The sequence below is a fragment of the Streptomyces sp. NPDC086519 genome (assembly GCF_040686075.1).
In the GTDB taxonomy this organism is placed as follows: domain Bacteria; phylum Actinomycetota; class Actinomycetes; order Streptomycetales; family Streptomycetaceae; genus Streptomyces; species Streptomyces shenzhenensis.
Genome location: NZ_JBFBJL010000035.1, coordinates 59,067 through 75,856 on the forward strand (window position 1 = coordinate 59,067; position 16,790 = coordinate 75,856).

Sequence of the window (16,790 nt, forward strand, 5' to 3'; positions counted from 1 at the left end):
TGGGCGTGGGCGTGGGCGTGGGCGTGGGCGTGGGCGTGGGCGTGGGCGTGGGCGTGGGCGTGGGCGTGGGCGTGGGCGTGGGCGTGGGCGTGGGCGACGGCGACGGCGACGGCGAGAGCCGAACGCCACACCAGCCGGGCGGAGTTCCCGGATTGGGCCGCTGTTCACGCGATGGTGTGATCATGTGCCGCGCGGCGGATGGCGTTCGCGGCGCGCGGGTAGGGCCCGGCCATGACGCAGCCGTTCGAACTCCCGCACTTCTACATGCCGTATCCCGCGCGGCTCAACCCGCATCTGGCGGAGGCCCGGGCCCATTCCACCGAGTGGGCCCGCGCGATGGGCATGCTGGAGGGTTCCGGGATCTGGACCCAGGCAGACCTGGAGGCACACGACTACGGCCTGCTGTGCGGCTACACCCACCCCGACTGCGACGGCCCGGCCCTCTCGTTGATCACCGACTGGTACGTGTGGGTGTTCTTCTTCGACGACCACTTCCTCGACATGTACAAGCGCACCCAGGACCGCGCCGCCGGCAAGGCCCATCTCGACCGCCTCCCGCTCTTCATGCCGCTCGATCTCGCGACCCCCGTGCCCGAGCCGCAGAACCCGGTGGAGGCGGGCCTTGCCGACCTGTGGGCGCGCACGGTGCCCTCGATGTCGGCCGACTGGCGGCGCCGCTTCGCGGTCGCCACCGAGCACCTGCTGAACGAGTCGATGTGGGAGCTGTCCAACATCAACGAGGGGCGGATCGCCAACCCCGTCGAGTACATCGAGATGCGCCGCAAGGTCGGCGGCGCCCCCTGGTCCGCGGGGCTGGTCGAGTACGCGACGGCCGAGGTGCCCGCGGCCGTGGCCGGTACGCGACCGCTGAGGGTGCTGATGGAGACCTTCGCCGACGCCGTCCACCTGCGCAACGACCTGTTCTCCTACCAGCGCGAGGTGGAGGAGGAGGGCGAGAACAGCAACGGCGTGCTGGTCCTGGAGACGTTCTTCGACTGCACCACCCAGGAGGCCGCCGACACGGTCAACGACATCCTCACCTCCCGCCTCCACCAGTTCGAGCACACCGCCCTCACCGAAGTCCCGGCCCTCGCCGCCGAGAGGGGCCTCACCCCCGGCCAGGCCGCCGCGATCGCCGCCTACACCAAGGGCCTGCAGGACTGGCAGTCCGGCGGCCACGAATGGCACCTGCGCTCCAGCCGCTACATGAACCAGGGCGCCGTCCCGTCCTCCCCCTGGCAGCACCTCACCGGCCCCGGCACCTCCGCCGCGGACGTCGGCGCCCTGCTGGCCGCGGCCGCCGCGGTGGGCGCACCTCCCACGTCCTTCAGACGGCAAGGGAGGCTGAGCGCCTACTCCCATGTGCCTTTCCAGCAGGTCGGCCCCTCCCTCCTGCCCGACTTCCACATGCCGTACGAGGTCGAGGTCAGCCCGCATCTCGACGCCGCCCGACCCCGGCTGACCGCCTGGATGCACGGCACCGGCATGCTGTCCGAGGGCGTCTGGGACGAGGACCGGCTGGCCGCCTGTGACCTGGTGCTCTGCTCCGCGGGACTCGACCCCGACGCCACCCCCGAGGAACTCGACCTCAGCGCCCGGTGGCTGGCCTGGGGCACCTATGCCGACGACTACTACCCCCTCTGCTTCGGCACCCGGCGCGACCTGGCCGGCGCCCGGCTCGCCACCGCCCGCCTCTCGGCCTGCATGCCCCTCGCCGACGAGCCCGTGCCGGTGCCGGCCACCGGTATGGAGCGCGGCCTGCTCGACCTGTGGGCCCGCACCACCACCGGGATGAGCCCCGAGGACCGGCTCGCCCTCAAGCAGTCCGTCGACACCATGACCGAGAGCTGGGTCTGGGAGATGTCCAACCAGCTCCAGCACCGCGTCCCCGACCCGGTCGACTACCTGGAGATGCGCAGGGCCACCTTCGGCTCCGACCTCACCCTGAGCCTGGCCCGCCGCGGCCACGGCCCCGCGATCCCGCCCGAGGTGTACCGCAGCGGCCCGGTGCGCTCCCTGGAGAACGCCGCCATCGACTACGGCATGCTCATCAACGACGTCTTCTCCTACCAGAAGGAGATCCAGTACGAGGGCGAGCTGCACAACGCCGTCCTCGTCGTCCAGAACTTCTTCGGCGTCGACTACCCGACTGCACTCCACGTCGTCCACGACCTGATGACCCAGCGGATGCAGCAGTTCGAACACGTCGTGGCGAGCGAACTCCCGGTCGTGTACGACGACTTCGAGCTGACGGCCACAGCGCGCAAGGCCATGGACGCCTACGTGCGCGACCTGCAGAACTGGATGGCCGGCATCCTCAACTGGCATCGGAACGTCGACCGCTACCGGGCGGACCACCTCGCCCGCCGGCTCCACGGCTTCGTTCCGGCCCGCCCGCCGCTCGCGCCGTCACTGCCGGTCGGCTGACGGCGCTCATCGCGCGGGTTCCTACCGGAGGGAGGTGTGCAGACCCGGACCCGCTCGGCCTGGGGCAGGTCGCCCAGCCGCTCGAACTCCCCGGCCGGCCGGAGCAGCGGCGACAGCCCGAGGTCCTTTCCGCGGCCGGGCCGGAGCAGTGTGCCCTGGTCCATGACCATCTCGTCCGGCCGGCGGATCGGCGCCACCCGGGCGACTCCGCGTACGGCAACGAGCCGTCCGCGCACACGAAGTACGTGCCGCCGGTGCCGCAGCCCGCCACCGCCTCCAGGGAACCACCGGAGGCGAGGCGACCGGCTCCATGCGGCCCTCGGCGTCCCTGCGCACGGCCCTCGGCGTCCCTGCGCACGGCCACGGGCGTCCCCGGCACGGCCACGGGCGTCCCCGGCCGGTCACCGGCCTCCCTGGCACGGTCGCCGGCGTCCCTGGCACGGTCGCCGCACCGCGCCTCGTCCACCGGATGGAACTGGTGTACGGCGGGATGCCCGCGGGAGCGGCGGCGGACCTGGTGGTGGCCCTTCTCGACGGTGCCCGTGGCACAGGTGAGGGCTAAGGATTCCCGCCGCTCACCCAGGGTCAGTCTCACTCGTTCGTGGCTCATCGCGCCCGCGTGCGCAGGGTAGGGCTCGGGGTGGAGGCGAACCATGGAACAGATCGCATTGCGTCCCAAGCCGATCCCCGGTCAGGACCGCCGGGACGGCCCCCCAGCCGATCCCGCCCGGCGCCCGCACGCCGCGCGCCGCCGCGCCGGCCGGATCAGCACCCTGCTGTTCGGAACGTTCGTCGGCACGGCCCTGGTGCTGTCCGGGGTGGGGCTGGGCACGGTGGGCGCCACCGTGATCGGCATGAGCAGACTGGCGGAACTGCGGCACCAGGCCCCGCCGACCACACCGAGCCAGGCACCCCCGGCCACCCCCGCCCCCTCGCCGACGGCGGCCGCGGCCCTGGGCGTGGAGGCAGTGGACGCCGAGAAGGCGGGCGCGCTGGTGGTGGGCGTCCACGTACCCGGACCCGGCTACTCGGCGGGGCTGGTGCGCGGCGACATCCTGCTCCGGTTCGGCGACCGGCGGATCGACAGCGCCGCCGACCTGGCCCGAGCGGTCGCCGACGCCCGGCCGGGGAAGGAGACGAAGCTGACGGTGCGGCACGCGAGCGGGGGGTACCAGCGGCTGACCGTGATGCCGGGCGTCCTCACTTGAGAACATCCGCACGGACGCGCCCCGGGAGGGCGCGGGGCGGTGTCGACGTGCGGCTCCGCCGCGTGGGCGCGACCAGCCACAACCCACCCCGCACCGGCGACCCACCGCAACCCGCAACGGCGGCTTCGCCCAAACCGGCTCGCGCGGCCCCGCCGCACCCGGCAGGATGCATGCCGAGGCGCATACCCGCCCCGTCACCCGCGCAAGGAGGCCCTGGATGACCGGCACCACCCCCGCCGCCCCCTTCACCGCCGGCGACTACCAGGCCCGCATGACGCGCGCGGCGCGCACCGCCGCGGACGCCGGCCTCGCCGGTCTCCTCGTCGCCCCCGGCCCCGACATGGTGTGGCTCACCGGCTACACCCCCACGGCGGTCACCGAACGGCTCACCCTCCTCGTCCTGGCCCCCGGCAGGGACCCCGTGCTGATCGTCCCCGCCCTCGAAGCCCCCGACGCCGAGAAGGCCGCCGGCGCGGCCGTGCTGACCCTGCGGGACTGGACCGACGGCACGGACCCCTACGCCGTGACCGCCGACCTGCTCGGCAAGGACGGCCGGTTCGGTGTCAGCGACAACGCCTGGGCCATGCACCTGCTGGGCCTGCAGAAGACACTCCCCGGCACCTCCTACGCCTCCCTCACCGACGCGCTGCCCATGCTCCGCGCCGTGAAGGACCCGGCCGAGCTCGAACTCCTCGCCGCCGCCGGAGCGGCCGCCGACGCAACGTTCGAGGAGATCCGCAAGGTTCCCTTCGCCGGCCGCCGCGAGTCCGACGTCGGCCACGACCTCGCCGACCTGCTGCGCCGCTTCGGCCACGACCAGGTCGACTTCACCATCGTCGGCTCCGGCCCGAACGGCGCCAACCCGCACCACGAGGTCGGCGACCGGGTCCTCCAGGACGGCGACATGGTCGTGCTCGACTTCGGCGGCCTCAAGGACGGCTACGGCTCCGACACCACCCGCACCGTGCACGTGGGCCCGCCGACCGCCGAGGAGCGCGAGGTGCACGACGTCGTGCGCGCCGCCCAGGAGGCCGGTTTCCGGGCGGTACGCCCCGGCGCCGCCTGCCAGGAGGTCGACCGGGCCGCCCGCGCGGTCATCACCGACGCCGGGTACGGCGAGTTCTTCATCCACCGCACCGGGCACGGCATCGGCGTCACCACGCACGAGCCGCCGTACATGATCGAGGGTGAGGGACAGCCGCTCGTGCCCGGGATGTGCTTCTCCGTGGAGCCCGGCATCTACCTGCCCGGCCGCTTCGGGGTGCGGATCGAGGACATCGTCACGGTGACCGAGGACGGCGGCCGTCGTTTCAACAACACCACCCGTGAGATGGTCATCGTGAGCTGACCGACCCGGCCCGCCACCACCTGCTCGCCCCTACCCCACCCCGAACGGCAACGGCGCGATCCATGACCCAGCCACCGACTCCCACCGCGGACACCGTCCGCCGACTGGTCCGCTCGCTGCTCAAGGACGGCGCGGGCGGCACCTCGGGCGCCGAGGCGCGGCCCGTCACGGCGGGCACTGAGCACTCCACCTGGTGGGTCGGCACCCGCCATGTGCTGCGTCTCGCGCCCGACCGGGACGCAGCCGTCCGCCAGCGCCGCGAACTGCGCCTGCGCGACCTGACGCGGCCGCACCTGCCGGTCGCCGTCCCGGCCGGCGTGGCGCACGGCGAGTGGGCACCGGGGCTGACGTACACGCTGGACACCGTGATCCCCGGCGGTACGGCCGAGGAGCACGACGTCTCCGCGGTCGGCGAGGCGGACCTGGCCGGGCTGCTCACCGGACTGCGCGAGGTGCCCGTACGGCAGGCCGAGACACTCGGCGTGCCGCGCACCCCGCCGCGTTCCCTGGAGGCGCTGCGCCGCATGGCCGTGCCCGCCGCCGAACGCCTCGCCGCCGCCGACGAGTTCGATCCCGCCCGCCTGCTCCAGCTGACCCCGCCGGTCGCCGCCCAGCTCGCCGCCCAGCCCGGTACCGCCGTGCTGACCCACCACGACCTCAAGGGCGAGCACCTGGTGGTCAGCGCCGACGGCAGGGTGCGCGGCGTGCTCGACTGGACCGACGCGGTGGTGGGCGACCCCGCCGAGGACATCGCCGGGCTCGCCCTCGCGGTCGGCTCCGGCGCGGCCGTCCGCGCGGCCACGCTGGCCGGCTACGGCCCCCGCCCCTGCCTGCGCGGCCTGTGGCTGGCCCGCTGCGACACCGTCATCCGCCTCACCGACCGCCTCGAAGGCCGCGACGACAGCCCCCTGCCGCTGCTGCGCACGCAGCTCCGGCGCGCCTGGGAGACGATCCTGTTGGAGCGGGTGACGGAGCTGCGCGAGGCCCCCGAGGACCCCGAGGACCCCGAGGACACCATGGACGACGACGAGCTGTAGCGGGACGCCCGGTGCCGGGGCCTGATCCTGGCCTGACCCGGGCCCCGGGTCAGGCCAGGATCAGGCCTGGGTCAGGACCACGCACGACTCGCCCGGCACCCGCAGCACCCCGTCCGTGCCCGGTGCCCCCACGGTGTCCCACGCTGCCAGGACCTCCACCCGCCCGGTGCCGAGCGGGATCGCGGCCGGTTCCGCGCCGAGGTTCACCGCCACCCGCACGTCGCCGCGCCGGAACGCCAGCCAGCGTGCCGTCTCGTCGTAGGCCACCTTGGTGTCGGCGAGATCGGGATCGGTGAGGTCCGGCTGCTCGCGGCGCAGCGCGAGCAGCCTGCGGTACCAGGCCAGCACGCGCGCGTGCGGCTCGCGTTCCGGCTCCGACCAGTCCAGGCAGGACCGCTCCCGGGTCGCCGGGTCCTGCGGATCGGGCACGTCCTCCTCGGCCCACCCGTGCGCCGCGAACTCCCGCCGCCTGCCCCGCCGTACGGCCTCCGCGAGGTCGGGGTCCGTGTGGTCGGTGAAGAACTGCCAGGGGGTGCCGGCCGCCCATTCCTCGCCCATGAACAGCATCGGCGTGAAGGGCGCGGTCAGGGCCAGGGTGGCGGCGCAGGCCAGCAGGCCGGGGGAGAGGGCTGCCGAAAGCCGGTCGCCCTGGGCGCGGTTGCCGACCTGGTCGTGGGTCTGGGTGTAGCCGAGCAGCCGGTGTCCGGCCACCCGCGCGCGGTCCAGCGGGCGGCCGTGCCGGCGGCCGCGGAAGCTGGAGTAGGTGCCGTCGTGGAAGTAGCCGCCGGTGAGCGTCTTGGCGAGGGCGGCGAGCGGGGCGCGGGCGAAGTCGGCGTAGTAGCCCTGGGACTCGCCGGTCAGCGCGGCGTGCAGAGCGTGGTGGAAGTCGTCGTTCCACTGCGCGTCCAGGCCGAACCCGTGCTCCGCGCGCGGGGTGACGACCCGCGGGTCGTTCAGGTCGGACTCGCCGATCAGGAACAGCGGACGGCCCGACTCGGCGGCCAGCCCGGCCACGGCCGACGACAGCTCCTCCAGGAAGTGGCACGCGCGCGTGTCGCACAACGCGTGCACCGCGTCCAGGCGCAGCCCGTCGATCCGGTAGTCGCGCAGCCAGGCCAGCGCGCTGCCCACCAGATACGCGCGCACCTCGTCGGACCCGGGCGCGTCCAGGTTGACCGCGGCGCCCCAGGGTGTCTGGTGCGCGTCGGTGAAGTACGGCCCGAACGCGGGCAGGTAGTTGCCGGACGGGCCGAGGTGGTTGTGCACGACGTCCAGGACGACGCCGAGACCGAGTTCGTGCGCCTGGTCGACAAACCGTTTCAGTGACTCGGGGCCGCCATACGGCTCGTGCACCGCCCACAGCGAGACCCCCTCGTACCCCCACCCGTGCCGGCCGGGGAACGGGCACAGCGGCATCAACTCCACGTGCGTGACGCCCAGTTCCCGCAGGTGGCCGAGGCGGCCGGCGGCCGCGTCCAGGGTGCCCTCGGGGGTGTACGTGCCCACGTGCAGCTCGTAGAGCACCGCCCCCGGCAGCGCGTGTCCGGGCCAGGCGGCACGCCACTCGTGGCGGGTGTGGTCGACGACCGCGCTGAGCCCGTCCGGGCCGTCCGGCTGGCGGCGCGAGCGCGGGTCGGGCAGCACAGGGCCGTCGCCCAGGGCGAACCCGTACCGCGTGCCGTCCTCGGCGTCCGCCTCCCCGGTCCACCAGCCGGGCCGCTCCGGGTCGCGCTCCAACGCGCACGTGGCGCCGCCGCAATGGAGCGTCACACGGTCTGCCTGCGGTGCCCACACCTCGAACTGCACGGACGGTCCCCTTCGTCTGGCTCATCGTGAGGTAGTGCGTCCATCGTGCCGCGAAAGCGATCAGTCCGCTTTTGAATCACGGCTTTCCCGGCGGGTGTCGCCGTACGTACGCGCGCGTGGCGGCCGTTTTCCCGTTTTCTGGACACCCGGGGTTCACTCACTCAGAATCGGCAGCGTGACGTCGTCCTTCGAGTTCCACACCTACCCCGCGCGGCTGTCCGACGCGGAGCGTGACAAGGCGCTGAGCGTGCTGCGGGACGGCGTCGCCATGGGACGGCTGTCGCACGACACGTTCGTGCGCCGCATGGAGCTGGCGCTCGCCGCCCGCCGGGCCGAGGAACTCGCCGCGCTCACCGCCGACCTGCCCCAGGAGAGCCGCTTCGCGCGCGTGCTCTTCGGCACCGTCGAGGCCGTCTCAGGCTTCACCGTACGGCTGCGCCGGGCCTGGCAGGCCGAGCGGCTGCCCAAGCTGCTGCTGCCGCACCCGGGCAACGACCACCCGCTGCGGATCGGCCGCGACCCCGCCAACGGGCTGCGGCTCAACCATGAGACGGTCTCCCGGGTGCACGCCGAACTCCGCCGCCAGGGCGGCCTGTGGGTGCTCAGGGATCTCGGCTCCACCAACGGCACCACCGTGAACGGCCGCCGGGTGACCGGCGCCGCCGTCGTCCGCGAAGGAGACCAGGTCGCCTTCGGCCGGATGGCCTTCCGGCTCGCGGGCGACTGAGCCCCGGCCCGGCCCGTCCCCGGTCTCCTGGACAGCTCCCGCGCGGTGGCCGAAAAGTGTTTGTCCGCCGCGGTGTTGACGTACCCCTCAAGTCGTGACTGACTGTGCGTACGCCATGCACACCATGTGAAGTGACGGCACCGCATTGTGGAGGTGTGACCTGCCGCCCCTCCTCCGCTATCCGTCCGTGGACGAGCTGGCCTCGTGGGCGGCCGCGCTGGTCGCCGACCGCCCCCGGGACGCCCGGCTGCGCAGGGCCGGGGTCTCCCGCGCGGGCACCCCGATGTGGCTGCTTTCCATCGGTCACGGCGCCCGTCACGTCCTCGTCGTCGCGGGCCCGCACGCCAACGAACCCGTTGGCGGCGCCACCCTGCGGCGCCTCGCCGACCGGGTCCTCGCCGACCCGCGGCTCACCGAGGGCGCCGACGTCACCTGGAACCTGCTGCTGTGCCTGGACCCCGACGGCTCCCGCCGCAACGAGGGCTGGCTGGCCGGGCCGTACACCCTGGGCCACTACTTCCGGAACTTCTTCCGGCCCGGCTTCCTGGAACAGCCCGAGTGGCTTCCCGGCGGGGCGGAGGCCGTCGCGCTGCCCGAGACCCGGGCACTGCTCGGCCTCCAGGACGAGCTGCGGCCCTTCCTGCAGTGCTCGCTGCACGGCGTCGACGTCGGCGGCGGCTTCGTCGAGCTGACCCGCGACCTGCCGGGCCTCGACCGGCGCCTCGCGCACATCGCGACCGGGCTCGGCATCCCCCGCGAACTCGGCGCGTACGACACCCTGTACTGGCCCGCCCTGGGCCCGGCCGTCTACCGCGTCCCGCCGCCCCGCCGCGGCGACCTGGCGGCCGCCATCACCGAGGCCGCCGTCGAGTCCACCTGGTTCCACCCGTACCGGCACGGCACCGTCACCGCGATCGTGGAGGCGCCCATGTGGGGTGTGGCCGCCGTCCAGGACGGCACCCCGCCCGCCGACCGGGACGCGGCGCTGCGCGCGGTCAGCCGGACCCTGCGGCACGACACGGACCTCCTGGACGGCGTCCTGGCCCGGGTCCGGCCGCAGCTGGCCGCGGCGCCGGACGCGGCCCGGCTGTTCGCGCCGGTCGACGACTACCTGCTGGTCTGCCCCGGCCTCGCCGAGGCCTGGGACCCCGACACGGACGCCGGCAGCGCCCGCCCGCTGCCCCCGCTCAGCTCCGCCCATCTGGCCGCCCTGCGCATCGCCGGGCGCCGGCTGGTCCTGCGCGCCGCCGGGCTGCTGCACCAGCTCCTGCGCAGCACCGGGCACGACCCCGCCGCCGCCCTGCCCGACCTGGACCGGCTGATCGACACCTGGTGCGCGGACTACCACGACGCCCTCGGCGCGCGATGGATCCCGGTCGAACGCCAGGCCGAGTACCAGACACGCGTGGTCCTGAGCGCGTTCGACATCGCGCACCGCCACGCGCGCGCACGTGCCCGATCGGGTGAGCCGGGCTGGGGGACCGAGCCCGTCGTGCCGATGCACGGGGAATGACGCATCTCAGCAAAGCGACAGCGGCCGCCGGGGCCCTGCTGGCCGCCGCCCTGCTCACGGCCGGCCCGGCCCAGGCCGCGCCGGACCTGACGCGCGACGGCGACCACCTGTACCTGACCGTCACCACGGGCGACGGCCACTCCGGCGACACACGCGTCACGTTGCTGCGGTGCGACCCGCCCCAGGGGCACTCCCGCGCGGCCGAGGCCTGCGCCCGGCTCGACGCGGTGGGCGGTGACATCGCCCGCATCCCCCCGGCCAGGGGCGCGATGTGCCCGATGGTCTACCTCCCGGTGACGGCCCAGGCGCGCGGGCAGTGGAACGGCCGACCGATCGAGTACCGCGAGACGTTCGCGAACCCCTGCCGGCTGGCGGCCCGGACCGGCCCGGTCTTCGCCCTCGACGGCTGAGCCGGGGGCGGCGTGCGGGCACCGGGCAGCCCCAGGCCCGCACGCGGCCTTCGCCCGCACGCCGCCCTCGCCCTCGGGCGGCCCGCCCTCACGCGGCCCGCTCACGCGCGTGCCGCGCCGCCGCCAGCACGGTCCGGGACTGATGCTCCACCTGGCGCTCCACGGGCACCCAACGGGCCTGGAAGCGCTCCCCGTAGGCCTCGCACCAGGAGGCCACCAGCTGCTCCAGCAGCGGCGCCGCGCGGTCGTCCGCCTCCCGCAGCACCCGCAGCAGCATCGACGCGGCCCGCAACGGCAGCCGCCGCCCGAAGGCGTCCACGCTGCCGACGTACGCCATCGTCGTGTCGACCGGCGGCCGCTGGATCCAGTCCTCGGCCAGCCCCGGGATCAGCCCCAGCACCCAGCGGGCCGCCCGCAGCAGCGGCCCGTCCAGGTCGTCCAGCCGGGGCAGTGCCTCGGCCAGCACCCGCTCCACCTCCCGCGAGTCCCGCAGCAGCCGATGCGCGAGCCGGCGCATCGCCGCCGCCGGTGCCGGGTGCGGTGCCGGGTCGTCGACCAGGTCGCTCGCCCACATCGGCACCTCGACCACCGCCGTCAGACCGCCGTAACGGTGCGCGTAGTACCAGGTGCTGTGCCGCGCGTCGTCCGGCAGGCTCGGGTACGCCACACCCGTCTCGGGACCGGGCATCACCCGCACCCCGGGCCCGGAGCGCGGCCAGCCCGCGGCGTCCGAGGCGCCCGTCTCCACCGGGATGTGCAGCTCCGCCGCCGACTTCGCGAACGGCTCGGCGAGTCCCGGCACGTCCTTGGTCAACTGCACCCAGCTGCCGCCCAGATCGGTGCCGTGCAGCGTCACCTGGAGGTAGGGGCGCAGCTCGTCGATCACCCCGAGCAGGGCCCGGGTCTCGGGCGGCAGCCGGTCCGGCGGCAGCACCGACGGCGACCACTCCGGCTGCTCCGGGCCCGCCGGCCGGTAGAAGCCGAGATGGTAGTCGAACAGGCTGCGCGGAGCCGGGGTGACGTGCAGGCTCGCCCCGTCCGGGTCCGCGCACAGCAGGAAGTGCCAGGAGGTCTCCGCCCGCAGGTTCCGCTCGTGCAGCACCCGCTGGGCCAGCGCCTGGAGGGTGCCGCCCCCGGTCGGCTCGTTGGCGTGGGCGCCCGCGACGACCAGCACCGCCCGCCGGGCGTGCCCGACGGACAGCAGGTGCAGCGGCCTGCCCCCGCGGGAGAGGCCGATCTGCCGCAACGTGCACAGGCCGGGCCGGTGAGCGGCCAGCGCCCGGGCGGTCGAGACGAGTTCGGGAACACTGGGGTAACGCAGCTCCGGCAGGAGACTCACCCCCGACTTGTCCGCCCGGCTTCGCATTCCCCAGTCCCGCACGGCATAGGTGAACTGTCAAGGACCTCCCGGGGGAGGCTCCAGGGGGCGCCCCGAGGCATGCGCTGTCGTCCGGCGGGGCGGTTGGCGCGGCGGGGAGTGCGAAGCCACTACGGGGCGCGGAACCGCTCCGCGCGCCGATAACCGACGCGGCCCGCGCCCGGCGGGTTTCAGCAACTCCCCGAATCAGCCACATATTCACTCGTTCGAGTGAATTCTGCCGGTGGTTCCGTCAGGCCCCGCCAGTCCCGTCAGCCCCCGTCGTCCACCCGCTCCAGCAGCGCCACCGGCAGCCCCTCGAAAAGCTCGCCCACGCGCACGTGCCCCGTGAACTCCCGCCCCGGCGCCAGCACGTCGGCCCACCGCCCCGGCGGCAGCGCCAGGACCGTCTCCCGCCAGCCGCCCGCCGCGGCCAGCCGCAGCGACAGCCGGGTCACCGCCGTGACCACCCGACCGGAGCGCGCGAACGCCAGGCAGTGCGCCGCGGCCGGTCCCTCGGCGGTCAGCGGCGTGTACGTCGCCGTGTCGCCGAAGACGTCCGGGCGCCGCGCCCGCAGCCGCAGCGCCGCCGCCGTCACCGCGTCCTTCTCGCCCGGCTGCCGCGGCGGGAAGGAGACCGGCCGCCGGTTGTCCGGGTCCACCAGCGCCCGGTACTCGCCCTCCGTGCCCTGGTAGACGTCCGGCACCCCCGGCATCGTCAGATGGACCAGTGCCGTCCCCAGCACGTTCGCCCGGACGTGCGGCCCCAGCGAGGCCCGGAAGGCCGCCACGCGCTCTCCTGGCACCCCGCACGGCCCCGCCGCGACGAACGAGACCACCGCCTCCTCGTACGGCGGCTCCTGCTCCGTCCAGCTCGTGTACAGGCCCGCCTCCCGCACGTGCTTCACCAGCGCCTCCCGCACCCGCTCCGGGGCCGCCGGTCCGAGCCCGAACACCGTCTGCCAGGCCGCCCAGGCCAGCTGCGCGTCCGGCACCCCCTCCCCCTCCCGGGTCACCTCGGTCAGCACGTCCGCCCAGCGCTCCGGGCACTGGGTCAGCACCGCCAGCGCGGCCCGCACATCGGCGCTGCGCTTGGTGTCGTGCGTCGTCACCACCGTCCCGGTGAGCGGCCAGTCGCGCTGCACGCGCGCGCAGTACGCGTGAAAGGCGTCCGGGGAGATCCCCGGGCTGCCCGGGTCCCCGCCCACCTCGGTCGCCGCCAGCAGCGGCACATAGCGGTAGAACGCCGTGTCCTCCACGGACTTGGCCCGCAGCGCCGAGGCGGTCTGCGCGAACCGGGTCCGGAACTCCTCGGCCCCCGGCCCGTCCCCCGCGAGGAGCAGCCGGCGCACCACGTCCACCGCCCCGCCCTCCTCGGGCACCACGAAGGCCCGCCGGGCCTCCTCGGCGGCCTCCTCGGTGACCACGGCGGCGACGTCACCGGAGGGGTACGGCCGGTACACCCGCATCCGCACCAGCAGCTCCTCCAGCGCGGTGCGCAGCGCCCAGGGCGCCCGGTCGCGCAGTACGGGATCGGGCGACGCCGCGCACACGCGCGTGGCCGCCCGGGTCAGCCGGTCCGTCTCGGCCGCCAGCTCGTGCGTGATCACCTTGTACGCCGCCCGCCGCACCGTCGCCGCCCAGTCGCCGCCCCGGTCCGTCTGCGGGGCGGCGAACGCGCGGTACTGGCCGAGCAGTTCACCGGCGCCCGCGGGATCGGTGAACAGACCGTCCACGTGCCGCAGGGCGTCGTACCCCGTGGTCCCCGCGACCGGCCAGCCGGCCGGCAGATGCTCGCCGTCGGCCAGGATCTTCTCCACGACCGTCCAGCGCCCGCGAGTCGCCTCGTGCAGCCGCGCGAGGTAGCCGTCGGGGTCGGCGAGGCCGTCGGGGTGGTCGACCCGCAGCCCGTCCACCACGCCCTCGTGCAGCAGTTGCAGGATCTTGGCGTGGGTGGCCTCGAACACCTCCGGATCCTCCACCCGCACCCCGATCAGCTCCGAGATGGTGAAGAACCGCCGGTAGTTCAGCTCGGTGCGGGCCAGCCGCCACCACACCGGGCGGTACCACTGCGCGTCCAGCAGCTCCGGCAGCGGCAGGCCCGCGGTGCCGGCCCGGAGCGGGAAGGCGTGCTCGTGATAGCGCAGCACGTCACCGTCGACCGTCAGCTGCCCGAGCACCTCGCCGACCGGGCCGCCGAGCACCGGCACCAGCAGCTGCCCGCCCTGCGCCTCCCAGTCGACGTCGAACCAGCGCGCGTACGGCGACTTCGGGCCCTCCCGCAGCACCTCCCACAGGGCGTGGTTGTGCCGGGGGGACATCGCCATGTGGTTCGGCACGATGTCCACGACCAGACCGAGACCGTGCGCCCGCGCGGTGCGCGACAGCGCGCGCAGCGCGTCCTCGCCGCCGAGTTCCTCGCGTACGCGCGCGTGGTCGACGACGTCGTAGCCGTGGGTGGAGCCCGGGACGGCTTCCAGGACGGGGGAGAGGTGGAGGTGGGAGACGCCGAGCGCGGCGAGATACGGCACGGCGGCCTCGGCGGCCGGGAAGGGGAAGCCGGGCTGGAGCTGGAGCCGGTAGGTGGCCGTCGGGACGGTGGGGGCGGTTCGCTCGGCTGTCATGCGGACGTATGTACCCGGCTGCTCGGCTTTTGTGCCACCGCGTGCGGTACAGCGCCCCGAAGGGGCGCGAGGAACCGCGCGACCGGCCCCCACCGGCCCGCACTTGCCCAACAGCCCGTCGGAGCACGCATCCCTACGCCGGCCTCTTCAGCACAGCCAGGCTCCGGCCCACCAGAGTGAGCCGTGCCCCCGCGTCCACCTTCGGCCCGGGTGGCACCCCCTCGGCCTGTGCCGTGTCGACCACCACCTCCCACTGCCGGCCGTGGTTCACCGGCACCACGAAGTCCAGCGGCTCCGGTGACGCGTTGAACATCAGCAGGAACGAGTCGTCGGCGATCCGCTGCCCCCGTGTGTCCGGTTCCGAGATCGCGTTGCCGTTGAGGAACACCGTGAGGGCCGACGCCTGGGCCGAGTCCCAGTCCCGCTGGACCATCTCGTGGCCCTCCGGGGTGAACCAGGCGATGTCGGAGAGCTCGTCGTGGGTGCCCTCCACCGGGCGGCCGTGGAAGAAGCGGCGGCGTCTGAAGACCGGGTGCTCCTTGCGCAGCCGCGCCATCGCGCGCGTGAAGGCCGGCAGCCCGCCGTCTTCCCCGGGATCGGGCCAGTCCACCCAGGACACCTCGTTGTCCTGGCAGTACGCGTTGTTGTTGCCCTGCTGGGTGCGCGCGAACTCGTCGCCGTGGCTGATCATCGGCACGCCCTGGGACAGCATCAGCGTGGCGACGAAGTTCCGCATCTGGCGCTCGCGCAGCTCCAGGACACCGGGGTCGTCGGTGTGCCCCTCCACACCGCAGTTCCACGAGCGGTTGTGACTCTCGCCGTCCCGGTTGTCCTCGCCGTTGGCCTCGTTGTGCTTCTCGTTGTAGGCCACCAGGTCGTGCAGCGTGAAGCCGTCGTGGCAGGTGACGAAGTTGATGGAGGCCAGCGGGCGGCGGCCGTCGTCCTGGTACAGGTCGGAGGAGCCGGTCAGCCGGGACGCGAACTCCGCCAGCGCGCGCGGCTCGCCGCGCCACAGGTCGCGCACGGTGTCGCGGTACTTGCCGTTCCACTCGGTCCACAGCGGCGGGAAGTTGCCCACCTGGTAGCCGCCCTCGCCGACGTCCCACGGCTCGGCGATCAGCTTCACCTGGGAGACCACCGGGTCCTGCTGCACCAGGTCGAAGAACGACGACAGCCGGTCCACCTCGTGGAACTGCCGGGCGAGAGTCGCCGCGAGGTCGAAACGGAAGCCGTCGACATGCATCTCGGTGACCCAGTACCGCAGCGAGTCCATGATCATCTGGAGCACGTGCGGGGACCGCATCAGCAGCGAGTTGCCGGTGCCGGTGGTGTCCATGTAGTAGCGCGGATCGTCGGTCAGCCGGTAGTACGACGGGTTGTCCAGGCCGCGGAAGGACAGCGTCGGGCCCAGGTGGTTGCCCTCGGCGGTGTGGTTGTAGACCACGTCGAGGATCACCTCGATACCGGCCTCGTGCAGCGCCCGTACCGCCGACTTGAACTCCAGGACCTGCTGGCCGCGGTCGCCCCAGGAGGCGTACGCGTTGTGCGGGGCGAAGAAGCCGATGGTGTTGTAGCCCCAGTAGTTGTTCAGGCCCATGTCGACCAGCCGGTGGTCGTTCACGAACTGGTGGACCGGCATCAGCTCCAGGGCCGTGACGCCCAGCGCCGTCAGGTGCTCGACGACGGCCGGATGGGCCAGGCCCGCGTAGGTGCCGCGCAGCTCGTCCGGCAGGCCCGGGTGGCGCATGGTCAGGCCCTTCACATGGGCCTCGTAGATCACCGTGTGGTGGTACTCCGTGCGCGGCCGCCGGTCGTCGCCCCAGTCGAAGTACGGGTTGATCACCACCGACGTCATGGTGTGCGGCGCCGAGTCCAGGTCGTTGCGCTTGTCGGGGTCGCCGAAGTGGTAGCCGTACACCTCCTCGCCCCAGCGCACCGACCCGCTGACCGCCTTCGCGTACGGGTCGAGCAGCAGCTTCGCCGAGTTGCAGCGCAGCCCGCGACCGGGGTCGTACGGGCCGTGCACCCTGAAGCCGTACCGCTGCCCCGGCATCACGCCCGGCAGGTACGCGTGCCGGACGAAGGCGTCGCTCTCCCGCAGTTCCACCGCCGTCTCGGAGCCGTCGTCGTGCAGCAGACACAGCTCCACTCGGTCCGCGGCCTCCGTGAAGACCGCGAAGTTGGTCCCGGCGCCGTCGTACGTGGCGCCGAGCGGATATGCCTCTCCAGGCCAGACCTGCATGAAGTCGACTCTTCCAGGTGGGTCCCGCGCCCGGGGGCGCCTTGGTCATGAGTCTGCCCGAAAGTAATGGAACCCCTCGTGACTTACGCCC

General features: G+C 73.8%; 12 protein-coding genes. 8 read left to right on the forward strand and 4 right to left on the reverse strand.

Features of this window, described 5'->3' with window-relative positions:
* The first annotated feature begins 231 nt into the window (after positions 1 to 231).
* From cyc2 to AB0P24_RS29360, 5 genes are all read left to right on the forward strand, one after another.
* On the forward strand, positions 232 to 2,427 hold the full coding sequence (cyc2, locus tag AB0P24_RS29340; protein WP_365799158.1) for a germacradienol/geosmin synthase Cyc2: 2,196 nt from the start codon (positions 232 to 234) through the stop codon (positions 2,425 to 2,427).
* A gap of 310 nt (positions 2,428 to 2,737) precedes the next feature.
* Positions 2,738 to 2,989, forward strand: coding sequence for a hypothetical protein (locus AB0P24_RS29345; RefSeq protein WP_365799160.1), 252 nt, complete (start codon positions 2,738 to 2,740; stop codon positions 2,987 to 2,989).
* Positions 2,990 to 3,080: 91 nt separating this feature from the next.
* Entirely contained in the window at positions 3,081 to 3,635 is a 555-nt protein-coding gene (locus AB0P24_RS29350; protein ID WP_365799162.1) for a PDZ domain-containing protein, read from the forward strand.
* A gap of 217 nt (positions 3,636 to 3,852) precedes the next feature.
* On the forward strand, positions 3,853 to 4,983 hold the full coding sequence (locus AB0P24_RS29355; protein ID WP_365799164.1) for an aminopeptidase P family protein: 1,131 nt from the start codon (positions 3,853 to 3,855) through the stop codon (positions 4,981 to 4,983).
* A gap of 62 nt (positions 4,984 to 5,045) precedes the next feature.
* Positions 5,046 to 6,020: an aminoglycoside phosphotransferase family protein gene (locus tag AB0P24_RS29360; protein WP_365799166.1), complete on the forward strand. Its 975-nt coding sequence runs from the start codon at positions 5,046 to 5,048 to the stop codon at positions 6,018 to 6,020.
* Between the two features lie 60 nt (positions 6,021 to 6,080).
* On the opposite strand, the gene treZ is transcribed toward AB0P24_RS29360, so the two are convergent.
* Positions 6,081 to 7,826, reverse strand: coding sequence for a malto-oligosyltrehalose trehalohydrolase (treZ, locus tag AB0P24_RS29365; protein WP_365799168.1), 1,746 nt, complete (start codon positions 7,824 to 7,826; stop codon positions 6,081 to 6,083).
* 175 nt (positions 7,827 to 8,001) lie between these two features.
* Between treZ and AB0P24_RS29370 the strand changes: the two genes are divergently transcribed.
* The 3 genes from AB0P24_RS29370 (at position 8,002) to AB0P24_RS29380 (ending at position 10,476) form a co-directional block, all read left to right on the forward strand.
* On the forward strand, positions 8,002 to 8,553 hold the full coding sequence (locus tag AB0P24_RS29370) for a DUF1707 and FHA domain-containing protein (protein WP_365799170.1): 552 nt from the start codon (positions 8,002 to 8,004) through the stop codon (positions 8,551 to 8,553).
* Positions 8,554 to 8,698: 145 nt separating this feature from the next.
* Positions 8,699 to 10,066 carry a M14 family zinc carboxypeptidase gene (locus AB0P24_RS29375; protein WP_365799172.1) on the forward strand — a complete coding sequence of 456 codons (1,368 nt, stop codon included), beginning with the start codon at positions 8,699 to 8,701 and terminating at the stop codon, positions 10,064 to 10,066.
* Positions 10,063 to 10,476, forward strand: coding sequence for an SSI family serine proteinase inhibitor (locus AB0P24_RS29380; protein WP_365799174.1), 414 nt, complete (start codon positions 10,063 to 10,065; stop codon positions 10,474 to 10,476). Before AB0P24_RS29375 ends, AB0P24_RS29380 begins: the two co-directional genes overlap by 4 nt.
* Positions 10,477 to 10,564: 88 nt before the next feature.
* Here AB0P24_RS29380 and AB0P24_RS29385 read toward each other — a convergent pair whose 3' ends face one another.
* From AB0P24_RS29385 to glgX, 3 genes are all read right to left on the reverse strand, one after another.
* Positions 10,565 to 11,815, reverse strand: coding sequence for a M14 family zinc carboxypeptidase (locus AB0P24_RS29385; RefSeq protein ID WP_365799176.1), 1,251 nt, complete (start codon positions 11,813 to 11,815; stop codon positions 10,565 to 10,567).
* A gap of 290 nt (positions 11,816 to 12,105) precedes the next feature.
* Positions 12,106 to 14,457: a malto-oligosyltrehalose synthase gene (gene treY, locus AB0P24_RS29390; RefSeq protein ID WP_365799178.1), complete on the reverse strand. Its 2,352-nt coding sequence runs from the start codon at positions 14,455 to 14,457 to the stop codon at positions 12,106 to 12,108.
* Between the two features lie 133 nt (positions 14,458 to 14,590).
* Entirely contained in the window at positions 14,591 to 16,699 is a 2,109-nt protein-coding gene (gene glgX / locus AB0P24_RS29395) for a glycogen debranching protein GlgX (protein WP_365799180.1), read from the reverse strand.
* Positions 16,700 to 16,790 lie beyond the last annotated feature (91 nt).

Excerpts from the sequence above, each read along its gene's own strand:
- glgX (WP_365799180.1), bottom strand. The coding sequence starts at position 16,699 with ATGCAGGTCTGGCCTGGAGAGGCATATCCGCTCGGCGCCACGTACGAC.
- AB0P24_RS29345 (WP_365799160.1), top strand. The coding sequence starts at position 2,738 with ATGCGGCCCTCGGCGTCCCTGCGCACGGCCCTCGGCGTCCCTGCGCAC.
- AB0P24_RS29380 (WP_365799174.1), top strand. The coding sequence starts at position 10,063 with ATGACGCATCTCAGCAAAGCGACAGCGGCCGCCGGGGCCCTGCTGGCC.
- treY (WP_365799178.1), bottom strand. The coding sequence starts at position 14,457 with ATGACAGCCGAGCGAACCGCCCCCACCGTCCCGACGGCCACCTACCGG.
- AB0P24_RS29360 (WP_365799166.1), top strand. The coding sequence starts at position 5,046 with ATGACCCAGCCACCGACTCCCACCGCGGACACCGTCCGCCGACTGGTC.
- cyc2 (WP_365799158.1), top strand. The coding sequence starts at position 232 with ATGACGCAGCCGTTCGAACTCCCGCACTTCTACATGCCGTATCCCGCG.
- AB0P24_RS29355 (WP_365799164.1), top strand. The coding sequence starts at position 3,853 with ATGACCGGCACCACCCCCGCCGCCCCCTTCACCGCCGGCGACTACCAG.
- AB0P24_RS29350 (WP_365799162.1), top strand. The coding sequence starts at position 3,081 with ATGGAACAGATCGCATTGCGTCCCAAGCCGATCCCCGGTCAGGACCGC.